The sequence below is a fragment of the Alterotamlana spongicola genome (assembly GCF_035818475.1).
In the GTDB taxonomy this organism is placed as follows: Bacteria; Bacteroidota; Bacteroidia; order Flavobacteriales; family Flavobacteriaceae; genus Cognatitamlana.
On sequence record NZ_JAYMGV010000002.1, the window covers coordinates 74,479 to 88,130 of the forward strand.

A 13,652-nucleotide genomic window follows, 5' to 3' on the forward strand; every position below is an offset into this window, starting at 1 on the left:
GCAAGAGTAATACGCTGTGAGATGTTAGATTTCTTATTTGAAGAAGTAGATAAAGAAGAACCTGTATGCATTGAAAGAACTCTTGAGTAACATATTAATTGAAAGGTATCAGAGTATAAATATTGAAGATTTTCATGTATTGATTATTTCTTATATATTTAACACTTATTTTAAATTAAAATCATTTGTTATGTTTATTCATTGATATGTAATAAATATTGAATCATTAAATATTAGATTTGTACAAACCTGCAAAACATACACTAAACATACCAAGATTTATAGCGCAATACTTTTATGAAATTAACTTTGGCCGTAGCATCAGTTATAACACTAATCCTGTTTGGATTAATTCTTATACCTATAAATATTGATGAAGGCAATGAAGTAGTCTTATATTTTGGAAATTTTCACCCGTTATTACTTCATATTCCAATAGGGGCTTTATTAGGTGTTTTGGTTATGGAGGTTGTAAACCTGATTAAGCCAAAGCTTAAACTTGAAAACTCCGGTAAAGTTCTATTATGGTTTACTGTACTAAGTATAATTCCCACAGTTTTATTCGGCTTTTTTCTGGCTTCCAGCGGTGGTTATAAAGAGGAGGTGTTATCATTTCATAAATGGTTGGGGTGGGCAACAGCTTTATTAAGTGTTTGGCTATTGGTATATCGTACATGGGCATATACTACATCAAAACGCTATGTTAGGATATATCAATTACTATTATTGATAAATGTGGGACTGCTAACATTTGCAGGGCATTACGGAGGTTCCTTAACCCACGGATCAAATTATCTAACCAAGGATATGCCAGATAGTTTAAAAGAGCTTTTTGGTGTAGAAAAAACAAAAGCAGAATCTATATTATCTTCCATTAAGGAATTGGCAGAAGATAAAGACTCAAACCAAGACGTAAACAGGGCATTTACTTTTGCAGATACTATTCACCCTATTTTAGATAATAATTGTTTCAAGTGTCATAATGAGAATAAACAAAAAGGGGATTTGCGACTTGATACTGTAGGTTGGGAAATGCTAAATGCAGAAGACGTTTTAACATGGAAAACAGTCTATAAAGAGATAAGTGAGGGCAATATGCCTCCAGAAGAAGAAGAGCCACTAACTGAAGTTGAACGTAATAATCTTTTAAGTTGGATTACACAATCATTAGAAGATGTGTCGCCTGAAATGAAACAGGAAGTAGCACTTGAAGAAAAGATTAAAGAAGAGGCAAAAGCTAAGAAGGAGCAGGAAGAATTGTCACTTTTCCTAAGTCAGGAACAGAATAACTTATCAAAAGAAGGACTGGAATATACTAACGCAGTTAAGCCGGTTTTTGCAAAGTATTGTTATAGCTGTCATGGAGCAGATAAGCAAAAGGGAGGTGTACGATTGGATCGATTGAATTGGGATATGGTTAATGGGCCGGATGCCGAAAGTTGGCATTCAGCTTTAGATATGATTAATTCTGGGGAAATGCCTCCAAAGAAAAAACCTCAATTAAAGCCTGACGAATTACAGTTGGTTGTAGATTGGATGACCTCATCATTGGCCAAAGCAGCAATTTCCAAGCAAAATGCCAGTAAAGGGGTGATGCGCAGATTAACTAAAGAGCAATATACTAACACGCTTAAGGAGCTGTTAGATATACCATTAAACTTTGGGGCTGTTTTACCTGATGATGGAAAATCAAAAATGGGCTTTAGCAATAATGGTGAGGTCTTGCAGATTTCACCATTGCATATAGATTATTACCAAAAAATAGCCCGAGAAGCGCTAGACGAAGCTATTGTATTTGGAGATAAGCCTGAAACTATAAAGTATAAGGTAGACATATCAAGAGGTATAACAAAGGATAAGCACGGTGCTGAATTTAGAGGTTTTCAGACAATTGCTATTAGCTCCAATAATTTTTCAATTGATGTCTATAAAAAAGATGCTAGTCCGGACTTACTAAATAAGATCAAGGGTAGTATAGGTTTGGGGATGCGTGGTTCAGCAAATGACCGTTTTAGCGTGGTTAAAGAAGGTATGCTACTTAATTCTGCGCTACCACATCAGGAATTACCACCACGGTCTTGGCAAGGGCCTTCTCCCAATTTAAAAATGATTATTAAGGATTATTTCCCACGAAAGGGAGATTTTGTTCTTAGGGTCGAAGCATCAAAAGGGTATGTTTATAAAGGAGGTGAGCGCCTTATCGGGTTACGGGAAAAGGTACCAGCTCCTAAATCATCAGAAGCCATACTAATCAAGCCTGAAGATTTTAAGGATCTTAAGAACCTCAAAATAATAGACAATAAGTGGTTGGTATCAACTAACGTCACAGATGATGTTAATGCCAGCTTTAAATATAACGTACCAAAAGAAGGATATTATCAGATAGATTTGGTACATCCTTACGTTGCAGATGACGCTATGCCTTCAATCAGATTAGGCCTATTAAAAAAGGGAGTGATCCAGGAAAGGTTTCATATGGAAAAGGAACAAGAAGGGCTTGATAGTATTGTAACACCTTTAAGACTTATTTACTTAAATAAAGGCATACACACAGGAACATTGGATAGGAAATTTTTTGTTGGGCTCAGTTCTATAATAATGACACCAGTTTCAGAAGATAGTCCTTACTTAAATGAACTAGAGGAAGAGGTTACTAGAAATGAAGCTAAGTATCAATTTGATAAACCATCTGTTAGGGTTTTTGCAGGATCAAGAACAGATGACGGGATGGATTATAAGAATTTTGATCATACAAAACAAGTCACGGCTAGTTTTGGAGATTCCCAAATATTAGAGTTTAAAGGACGTTTAGAGAATTTACCAGTTCCTGCTGCCGGTTCAAATGTAAGTGGAGATCTTGCTAATATGATGGTTTTGGGGCTATGGAACGATTTTTTAGTTAAAAATGTTGAGGATACCGGTCCACCGCTTTTAGTTAAGTCCATTGAATTTGAAGCACCATATTATCCAACCTGGCCACCAAAAAGTCATCATAATATTTTATTTGATTCACCCAATAAATCAAATAAGGATTTATATACCGAAGAGGTTATTACCCGATTTATGGAACGTGCCTTTAGAAGACCTGTTACAGAATCAGAGGTTAATAGGTATATGAATTTCTGGCAAAGTATAAAAGAAGATTATACGCGTTATGAAGACGGTGTTAAAGAGGTTTTAATTGCGATTTTATGTTCGCCAAGCTTCTTATATATCTTTGAACCCGAAAACCCGGAAATTAAAGTTAAAGAGCAGGAATTTTACCTGGCTTCTAACTTGTCATATTTTTTATGGAATTCTCCTCCGGATACAGAGTTGATGAATTTGGCTTCAGACCATAAATTAAGAAATGAGCTTCAGGGGCAAATTAAGCGTATGGTTGACGATTCTAAAATATGGAGAATGATTCGCTCCTTTACTTATGAGTGGTTACGTATTGACAGGCATAAGAGTATGAATACTAATATGAAGATGTACAAGGATTATAGCCGTTTTGTTAAGGAAGATATGAGTGAAGAGACCTACCAGTTTATGCACCATGTATTGAAAGAAAACATGAGTATAATGAATTTGATAGATTCCGATTTTGCTATGTTAAACCAAAATTTAGCTGAATTTTATGGCATTAATGGTATTTCCGGAAATGAATTTAGACCGGTAGAGCTTGATAAAAGCTTTAATAGAGGCGGATTATTATCTCAAGGCGCATTTTTAAATGGTCACTCAGACGGAGAACAGGCACATCCTATAAAACGTGCGGTTTGGTTAAAAGAAAAAATATTAGGAGATCCAGCACCACCACCGCCACCTAATGTTCCCGAAATTGATCCTGACACGCCCGGTTTTGAAAAATTAACGCTTAAAGAGCAGTTAGAGTTACATAGAAATAAGGCATCTTGCATTAGTTGCCATTTAAAAATAGATCCATATGGTGTTGTTTTTGAGAATTATGATGCTGTTGGCAGGTTTAAGAGAATGGCTAAAGGAAAGCCTATTGATGTGACTTCAGTATTACCGGATGGTACAGAAGTAGAAGGTATTAAGGGTATAAAAGAATATATTTTATATCAAAAAACTGAAGAATTCACAAAATCACTGGTAGAGCATTTGTTTACTTATGCATTAGGGAGAACAATTACGTTTGCAGATGAAGCAGAGATAAGTGATATTGTAAAAAAGGTAAAAACAAAAAATTTTAAGTTTCAATCTGTAATTGAGGAAATTGTATTGAGTCCTTCATTTTCAAAAGGGTAGAGAATAAATACGTATTATTATGGCAAAAAAATCTTGGCATTTAGACAGACGAACATTTATAAAAGGGCTGGGAGTAGCCTGTATGATTCCGTATATGGAAAGTATGGGGATGAACTCCTTATCTTCATTTGCAGAGAAAAGAGACATTCCAAAACGCTTATGTTATTTGTATTTTCCTAATGGAGTGGCCATGCCGCCAAAGGAGAGCCCGGAGCATAGCAAGTGGAATTGGTTTCCCTTAAAGGATGGAACCGATTATGAATTAACTCAGTCCCTGTCATCACTAGCGCCGTTTAGAAAGGACATGTCAATTTTAGGAGGGTTAAGCCATCCGTTTAGCAGGAGTGTTTTAGGACATATAGCAGGAGATACCTGGTTGACCGCAGGCGATTTGAGAGGAGAATATAAAAACAGTATCTCGGTAGATCAGGTGGCAGCAAAATATACGGCAGAGAAAACACGGTTCCCTTCGCTATCGCTATCTACTGATGGAGGAGTAGGTTATAAATCCAGAGCTTCTACATTATCCTTTGACTCTGTAGGAAGAGCAATTCCTTCAGAACACAGGCAACGTGAAATCTTTGAACGCTATTTTTCACCTAACGGAGGAGCTTCAAGTATGCAAAGACGAAAATCCTTAAATCAGGGAAAGAAAATAGTGGATCTGGTTTTAGAGGATAGCAAAAATTTACAGCGTAAACTAGGTAAGAATGATAAGGTTAAAATGGACGAATATTTGGCCTCATTAAACCGTGTAGAAGAACAGGTGAAACGTAATGAAAAATGGCTGGATATTCCCTTAAAAGATTTTGATGCAAGCTTGTTAAACCTGGATGTAAGCCCCAGTGACCCTGAAGCCTATCTGCGTTCAACGTTAGATTTAATGATCTTAGGTTTTGAAACTGATGCTACCAGGGTAATTACATATATGATGGCAAGAGAGGACGGTATGGGATTTGGTGATAGCTTTCCTAAAATAGCTTTAGGAACCAAAGGACATCATAGTATATCACATGATAAGACCAAAGGGCATTGGGTAGAATGGGGGGAGTATGACCAGTGGTTAGCCAAGCAATTTGCTTACTTTTTGGACAGAATGAAGAATACCAGCGATGAACATGGCTCCCTATTGGATAACACAATAATCTTATATGGAAGTGCTTGTAGCTCTACACATAACGCGAATAATTGTCCTCTGGTTCTGGCAGGTGGTTCTAAATTAGGTCTTAAGCACGGCAGTTATACTAAATTTGATGCAAAACATGTGCACCTTTCTAACCTTTTTGTAAGTATGTTGAATGCCATAGGTATACCTACTGAGACATTTGCAGATAGTACAGGGCCATTACCGGCTATTTTTTCATAACCAAACTTAAAATTTACAAACCAAATAAACACTAATGAATAGAAAACAAAGAGTACCCGTAGTAAATAAAGAATTATTAATCCCATTTATTGTAATAACTTCATTATTTGCGCTTTGGGGCTTTGCTAATGATGTCACTAATCCTATGGTTACGGCCTTTAAAAAAGTCATGCCGGAGTTAAGTTATTTTCAGGCCTATTTAGTACAATTTGCTTTTTATTTTGGCTATGGTTTTATGGCTATACCGGCAGCGTTATTTATCAGAAAGTATAGTTATAAATCAGGTATTTTATTCGGTCTGGTGTTGTTTGCTATAGGGGCATTTTTATTTTATCCGGCCTCGGCATTAGAAAATTATACTTTTTTCCTGTTCTCGTTGTATGTTATAACATGTGGCCTATCATTATTGGAAACCACTGCCAATCCGTTAATATTATCTTTAGGACATAAAGAAACTGCCACGCAAAGATTGAATTTAGCTCAGGCATTTAATCCCATAGGCTCTTTAACCGGAATGTTGGTTGCTCAGTTTGTAGTTTTAAGCCAAATTCAATCAAAAAACTATGATGAAGAAACTTATGCTGCTTTAGATAAGGCTACTCAAAGTGCTATTAGAACATCCGATTTAGAAACCATCTCATTGCCTTATTTGGGAATAGGAGTAGTGGTTTTAATTGTTCTGGTTATTGTAAGTCTTACAAAAATACCTAAAGTACAGGAAGAAATAGCTATGACCTTTAGAGAAGCTCTGTCTAAAGTTTTTGCCAAAAAAGCCTTTCTGCCGGGAGTTCTTACCCAAATGACTTATGTAGGGGCACAAATAATGTGCTGGACTGCCATTTTTCAATATGTAGAGTTTTTAAATCAATCCAGACCGGTAGATGATCAATTGAATGCGACCTATTGGAATATGTTTGCAATGTCAATTTTCTTAGCTGGCCGATTTATAGCCACAGGTCTGATGAGTAAGTTCAAACCAGCAAAACTATTGTTCATATACGGTTTTATGTCCGTTTTATGCTGTATGGGAGCTATATTGATTCCTGGGGTGCCTGGGTTGATTTGTCTGGTTTTTATCTCACTGTTTATGTCTATTAATTTCCCAACTATTTACGGTATTGCCCTAAAAGATATGGGAGCCGAAGCAAAAGTAGGATCAGCTTTTCTGGTAATGGCTATTGTAGGAGGTGCCATTTTTCCTCCAATTCAAGGCCTTATTATTGATATAGGTGGATCTGGTTTAGCCGATACTTCTATTATGGGAATTCCAGAAGTAAAGTTTTCTTTTATTATGCCAATGATTTGTTTAATACCTGTTATATACTATGGGTATAGAAATTCCAGATCGGTTTAATATACACGTTGTGAATTTTTTTAAAACAATTTGGGTAATCTTTATTTTATTAGGTCAATCATTACAAGTGTTTAGCCAATCTAATTTAAAAGAAGATACCCATAAGTTAAGGGAAATTCTGAAACCCTATTTTGTGCCTATAGAAAAGGATGATGAGTTTTTAAGTATAGAAAAGGAGAAGATAGATTTGGGAAGACGTTTGTTCTATGATAAAACCCTTTCAGCACAAGCAAATATATCTTGTAACAGTTGCCATGATTTAAAAAAATATGGAACCAATGGGCAATATTATCAGGAATTGAAGAAGAAAACATTCTATCGAGATGTACCGTCAATCTATAATGTAGCAACGCTCCCAATGTATAATGCAGATGGAGGAATGACTACCTTGAAAGAAAAACTTGGTCATTCAGTTTTAAGCCCATATGAAATGGGAATGCCAGGCAAATCTGAAATGGTTGACAGGCTTAAGAAAAAAATAGATTACCAAATATTATTTGAAAAAGCCTTCCCCAATGAATCTGATCCTATCTCGTTTAATAATATGATTAATGCGTTATACTTTTTTATTCAAGGACTTGTTACACCAGCACCGGTAGATAAATTCATTAAGGGAGACGACAATGCATTTACTAAAGAACAAATTGAGGGTGGATTAGTATTTAATTCCAAAAGCTGTTATACATGCCATACAGGTTCTAATATTGGAGGGCAAATGCTTCAAAAGCTTGGAATCACGGAAGAATGGCATAATCAAAAAGATTTGGGGTACTATGATGTAGCAAAACAATCTGTATATAAAATGTTTTTTAGGGTGGCACCATTAAGAAATGTAGAATATACGGCTCCATATTTTCATGATGCCTCATCAGGGAAGCTGAATACAGCCATAAAAACTATGGGGAGATATGAATTAGGTACAACACTTAGTGAACAGGAAACTTTAAAGATCGAACAATTTCTGATTGCCTTATCTGGCGACATACCATATGATTATATTAAAAATTAGTTTTTATGAAAATTCAATTTAAAATAGTGTTCCATAGTTTATTGGTTTTAATGATGTTAGTGTCATGTAATACGATACAGGAAACCAGGACATTTATACCGGGAAGTAAAAACCAATGGCCTATGTCTGGTGGCCCGGACGGGAGTTGGAAAGTGAAAACGGATTTACAGGTTCCAACAGAATGGTCAGTCAGAACAGGAAAAAATATTAAATGGAAAAAAACCTTACCGGAAGGCGGACAAAGTGGTATTGCTATTTGGAAAGATAAACTGTTTATAACCATAAACCCGCCTAATGATAACCCAAAGCATGCTGAAATCTTAAATCGATTTAAAATTACCAAAGCGAAGTATGATACACTTTTTGATATTGAGGTTAAAAGGTTACAAAATGATAACAAGTTAAGAAAACTTAAAAAAGCTCTAGAGGCTCCAGAACAGGAATGGAACAATTTTTTGGCTAAGCATAAACATTATCAGAGTGCTACTAGCCTGGAGAGAGTTGGGATAGAGGAAAACCTTATGAGAAGGAATGATATTGGTAAGGCTTATGAAAAAGTATTAAAAGATTATAAAGCTTATGTTCATGGGAAATCTGATGCATTAAATAATGCCTATGATGAGTTGAACAGGCTAAAAAAGGCCAGAAAGGGAGGGGCAAAAAGTAAGAATATAGTGTTGCTATGTATAAATTCAGAAACCGGAGAAACACTTTGGGAGAGAACGGTAAAAGGTACAATTGAGAGTCAGTACAATTATGGTTTTAGTGATGCTACTACACCTTGCCCAATTACCGATGGTAAAAATGTATGGGCTATAAATGCCAGTGGAGGCATGGCATGCTATACTTTAGAAGGGCAACTGATCTGGGAGCGTACTTGGGTTCCAAGTACAGGAGGAAAACCATTCAATAAACAATTTGATTCCATTTTGTTTGAAGATTTGATATTAAATGCAGAACCCCCTGAAGATAATGATGCCACCAGAAATAAGAGCTGGAATTATTTACACGCATTTAATAAGGATACAGGAGAACGTGTTTGGGTCACAGAAGAGGCTTTAACCCATTATAATACTCCGGTTTTAGGAGAAACCAGTGATGGAAATGTAGCAGTGCTAATAGGTCGTGGAGGCCCCCATGAAGTACCGGAGCGACCGGTAGGTCTAAGTTTAATAAGCTTAGATAAGAGTAGTCAGGGGCAAGCTTTATGGCATTGGGAGCCTGAAGAAGAAAATGCGGTTTCCGGTTGGGGCGCACTAAGCACCCAACATTGGGATACCGATAAGGCTTCCTGGTTCTTTAAAGGCGATAGTCACTTAACCATAGACACAAAAACAGGTAAACTAATTGCTAAAAAAAGATTGAATGTCGTAGATCAGTACCATTTTGATATTAAAAAAGGGAATTACATCATTAAAAAAGATGTTGCGTTGGAACATCATCAAAACCAACGCCACTGTAATATGTCTTCTGATGATTATTTGTTTTATATGGTTAGGTATCAACCTTATATTGCTAGGCATAATGTTAAAAGCGGAAAGAATGAGCATTTGGAAGTTCCAACGGAAGTTGATGAAAACGGAGACTTACTTTGGGGGTCTAAAGAAAAAAATGACGGCTTGAATTCCAAAGGTCAATTAAATGCATTCGATGCCAGAACCAGAGGAGATGGTTTTCAGAAGTGCTTTCTAGGATCGCCCACTATGATAAATAACTTCATCTATTTTACCAATGCATTAGGAGTGGTTTATGTTATTGATGCCAATGCCGAAACGTTTGATCAATCTGCTTTGGTAGCTGTTAATGACTTAGGCCCTCGAGGCAAAACCTGGTCAGTAAATTCATTAAGTTTTGCAAATGGGAAAATTTATCACAGAACTATGAAAGAACTAATTTGCATTGGTAAATAGCTTAGTACTGTAAAGGGTAGTATGGAGAATTAGATTCCTAATTATAAGACATAAGCAATGGGGAAAAATTCCTTTTTAAAACAGTATTTATTCGTGTGAAAAAAACATATGAAATAAAATTCAAAATCGACAAAATGCAAAAAAAGACATGTGAAATGCTTTTATTGTTGATGTTTAGTCGATTTTTTGAACAACAGTTTCATAAGTTGTTGTTTTAAATGTTAATTTGCTTAACCCCAAAAATCTATAAAGATGAAACTTAAAAGCGTATTAGCACTTTCTTTAATCTCTCTATTTTTTTTAATTACGAATTGTAGCAACGAGGAGTCCCTTGAAGATTTAAATGATAAAGAAACTATTGATGATAACGATAATAACAATGATGATTCAGATATAGAACCGTTTACCATAACAATGCATGAGAGTAAAAATAGCATTCATATGGTTTTACCGGATAATTTGAGTGTTGATGATCCCAATGAATTTGATGATGATGCAAGGTTTGATATTACCGAAAAACTCTATGAAACCTTTAAAGATGAATTTGATTGGGTAATTCTGGTTACTAATACAGAAGAGAATCCGGGTTTTAGTTACTCAGGAATAAGTACTAATGGGTATTTTGGCTTTGCATCTAAATTGAACGGAATCATACATTTAACGCACAAAAGATCGGTTAAGCATGGACCAACAATGCATGAATTAGGACATAGATGGACGCCGCATAAAGGGCTTTATTTATACTCTAGTGCCGCTAATGCTCCCGGATTACATCCCGATTCGGATGGACGAGACCCTTTAGGTGGGGGTAATGGAGAAAAATTAAAAGAAGTTACCGTAGAGGCCTATGATTCTGAAACATCTACAACAGTGGCTACAACCTTAGGGGATGGCGGAATTTTTGAAACAGATAAATTTGGCAGAGTAGCCAACGGCGGAAATACCATTCCTTATAATGGGCAATCCATGTTTGAAATGGGGTTTATTTCATGGGACCAGGCTGGTTATGTGTGGATGCCAACTAATGCGGAGCATTTGTATTCTGAATATACGCCATCAACAGGGGAAGGGTTTACTCGTTTTTCAGCCGATAAAATTGAAAAAATGTCTATTAAAGATTTTGAAATAAATGTTAGAGGTATTACCGAAGATAACCCGGTTAATAATACACAATCATTTAAAATTTTAGTGGTATTATTGGATAATAAAAAACCGGTTAAAGCTGATTTTGATTTGTTTAATGAGCATGTAGAGTGGCTTACATTGGCTGGAGATGATGGAGATGATGAATTTTTTAATTTCTGGGAAGCTACTAATCAACTGGGAACTTTAATTAGTGGACCTTTAGATGCTGCTTTAAAATAAGAAGGAAAGATATATAGAATATTAAAAGCACTATTTATAAGAATTTAAATAGAGCTTTTTTATACCCCTGGAATTATACTTTATACTTTAGTTGTACATATAACAACTCTATTATTTTCCATATCGGTTGTGAAGAATAAATAATCTTCGCCACCATCCTTAATTTTATGCTTCTTTCTGATTTGCTGCACCGTTTCAGGGAAATTTCTTGTAGTAATGTTAGCTTTTGTAATAGCCAATTTCTTTAAGTCTTTTTTATTGTAAGGACATATACCTTCAATTTTAAAGCGTCTGCCCGGGAATTCAACTAAAGCCTTATGTGTGTATAAGTGAGAGTGTTTATGAAGTTTATAAACGTTTAGTTTTTTTGAAATTGAGTTAAAAGCTCCGGCTTTTAACACCGCTGAGTTTGGCTCATACAGATAAGAGAGTGGTTTGTGATATTCAGAATCAGAGGCTTTTTCGTAGCTTATAGACGTGGTAAAGTGCTCTGCTTTTTCATTTTTAATATTAACCGTTTTAATAGTGATGTCATCTTCAAATTTGTTTTCTAGAATCCAAAGTAGCTCTTTTACTTCATTATTAATGGCCACTACATAAATAGTTTTTACATGGGTTAGTTCCTTAACTCCATTAGATATATCCAGTAATGGCGAAGTTTTAACCATGATGTTTTTTGACCGTTTAAATAGCAGGTCAAGATGCTTGGGTATATTAGGCTGACAATCGTTTAGTAAAAAAACCTTTCCTTTAGTGTCATGCCGCCTGGAAGGATCTATATAAATCCAATCATAATGTTTATTCGAAGTTTTAAGGTTCTCAATACCATTCAATGAAGTGGTTTCTACATGGTTAATTTTAAATTGTTTAAAATTATGTTTTGCAATGTCTGAAAGCTTTTTATTTATCTCACAATGTTCAACTATTTTAAATCGTCTTGAAAAATAATAGCAATCTACCCCAAATCCTCCTGTTAAATCTATTATTGAATCGCCGGTTATTAATTCGGATTTAAATTTTGCGGTGAGTTCAGAAGAAGTTTGCTCAATGTTTAATTTGTTTGGATAATAGATGTTTTTACAATTAAACCATGAAGGTAATTTCTTCTCACTACGCTTTTTAGCTTCTATTTGCTCTATAATTTCTTTTGTTTCTACTCCAGAAAATGAAATGCCCTTTAATAATAAAGATGAAATATCTGACTTTAAATGTTCATTTATAAATTCCTGAATTTTAGTATTTAAAATAACTGAATTCAAAATAAAATCAGAGGTCTTTAGTCAGTTTTTTGACGATCTTATTTTCAGATAAAAAGGCTTTTAGAATGACCTTAATAGATGTATAAGCGGGCACAGCAATAATCAATCCTATGACACCAAATAGAATTCCGGTGATTAATATGACCAAAAATATTTCTAAAGGATGTGATTTTACACTTTTAGAAAATATAATAGGCTGACTCCCAAAATTATCAACCAACTGACCAATTATAAACACAATAAGTACCCAAAATGTTTTTGGTAAAATAACCTGGCTAAATGAAGTGCCTAAATTACTGGTCATGGTAAGTGTGAGCATTAAAAAAGCACCAATTAAAGGGCCTACGTATGGAATTAGGTTAAGTAATGCACATAAAAAGGCTATTACTATTGGGTTTTCAACACCAATAATTAACAGGCCTATCGTATAAATTATGAATAGTATGAGAATTTGAAAAATTAATCCGACAAAATATCTTGATAGCAAATCTTTGATCTTTTCAAAAGAACTCTTCCATCGGGATTCTTTGTTATCAGGAATAAATGTTAAAAGTCCGTTTTCAAATAATCTACTGTCCTTTAAAAAGAAAAAAGATATAAAAAGAACAGAAAATAGTCCAATACTAAAACTCCCTAAGCCACTAATTATTGAATTTAAAAAATTTGGAATAAGAGAAAAATCGATTTTTGAAAACCAATTAGAGGTATTTAAAGATTCCTCAACATTAATATGGCGCAAATCAAAATAGTTTATAATTTCCCTATATAAATTTTCAATGTTTACCTGTAATTCATTGATGTTTAACAATGATAAGTTTTTTCCCTGCTTTATAATCAATGGAATAAATAAACCAACCAATCCAATAAAAATTCCCAATAAGAGAAGCATGGTTACAATAACTGCCAAGGTATTTTTAAATTTTAACTTATGTTCTAAGAATAATACTATTGGTCTTCCTATCAGGGAAATAACTGCAGCAATGGCAATATAGCCAATAACAGACTGAATCTGATTTAAAAAATATAATAGTAAAGCTATACCTAATATAATAGCTACAGCTCTTAAAATACCGTTAGAAATGGTGTTGGAATTCAATTTTTTAACTTTTATGAAGTAAATCTAGTCATTTAGATT

General features: G+C 34.7%; 8 protein-coding genes. 6 read left to right on the forward strand and 2 right to left on the reverse strand.

The features are described from left to right. Positions 1-297 precede the first annotated feature (297 nt). The 6 genes from VOI54_RS12730 (at position 298) to VOI54_RS12755 (ending at position 11,258) form a co-directional block, all read left to right on the forward strand. Positions 298-4,254, forward strand: a complete 3,957-nt coding sequence (locus VOI54_RS12730; protein ID WP_326283214.1) for a DUF1592 domain-containing protein — start codon at positions 298-300, stop codon at positions 4,252-4,254. A 19-nt stretch (positions 4,255-4,273) separates the two neighbouring features. Next, a complete protein-coding gene (locus VOI54_RS12735) occupies positions 4,274-5,620 on the forward strand; it encodes a DUF1552 domain-containing protein (protein ID WP_326283215.1) in 1,347 nt (448 codons plus the stop codon). A gap of 34 nt (positions 5,621-5,654) precedes the next feature. Then, positions 5,655-6,974, forward strand: a complete 1,320-nt coding sequence (gene fucP / locus VOI54_RS12740; RefSeq protein ID WP_326283216.1) for an L-fucose:H+ symporter permease — start codon at positions 5,655-5,657, stop codon at positions 6,972-6,974. Positions 6,975-6,984: 10 nt separating this feature from the next. Continuing rightward, a complete protein-coding gene (locus tag VOI54_RS12745; protein ID WP_326283217.1) occupies positions 6,985-7,983 on the forward strand; it encodes a cytochrome-c peroxidase in 999 nt (332 codons plus the stop codon). 5 nt (positions 7,984-7,988) lie between these two features. Next, a complete protein-coding gene (locus VOI54_RS12750; RefSeq protein WP_326283218.1) occupies positions 7,989-9,893 on the forward strand; it encodes an outer membrane protein assembly factor BamB family protein in 1,905 nt (634 codons plus the stop codon). Positions 9,894-10,145: 252 nt separating this feature from the next. Next, positions 10,146-11,258, forward strand: a complete 1,113-nt coding sequence (locus VOI54_RS12755; RefSeq protein WP_326283219.1) for a hypothetical protein — start codon at positions 10,146-10,148, stop codon at positions 11,256-11,258. Between the two features lie 80 nt (positions 11,259-11,338). Here the strand turns inward: VOI54_RS12755 and VOI54_RS12760 are convergent, their stop codons facing one another. Next, entirely contained in the window at positions 11,339-12,517 is a 1,179-nt protein-coding gene (locus VOI54_RS12760; RefSeq protein WP_326283220.1) for a THUMP-like domain-containing protein, read from the reverse strand. A gap of 7 nt (positions 12,518-12,524) precedes the next feature. Then, positions 12,525-13,613, reverse strand: coding sequence for an AI-2E family transporter (locus VOI54_RS12765; RefSeq protein ID WP_326283221.1), 1,089 nt, complete (start codon positions 13,611-13,613; stop codon positions 12,525-12,527). Positions 13,614-13,652: the final 39 nt, after the last annotated feature.

Bases quoted from the DNA above. Each gene is read 5' to 3' on its own strand.
- VOI54_RS12735 (WP_326283215.1), top strand. From the start codon at position 4,274: ATGGCAAAAAAATCTTGGCATTTAGACAGACGAACATTTATAAAAGGG.
- VOI54_RS12750 (WP_326283218.1), top strand. From the start codon at position 7,989: ATGAAAATTCAATTTAAAATAGTGTTCCATAGTTTATTGGTTTTAATG.
- fucP (WP_326283216.1), top strand. From the start codon at position 5,655: ATGAATAGAAAACAAAGAGTACCCGTAGTAAATAAAGAATTATTAATC.
- VOI54_RS12730 (WP_326283214.1), top strand. From the start codon at position 298: ATGAAATTAACTTTGGCCGTAGCATCAGTTATAACACTAATCCTGTTT.
- VOI54_RS12755 (WP_326283219.1), top strand. From the start codon at position 10,146: ATGAAACTTAAAAGCGTATTAGCACTTTCTTTAATCTCTCTATTTTTT.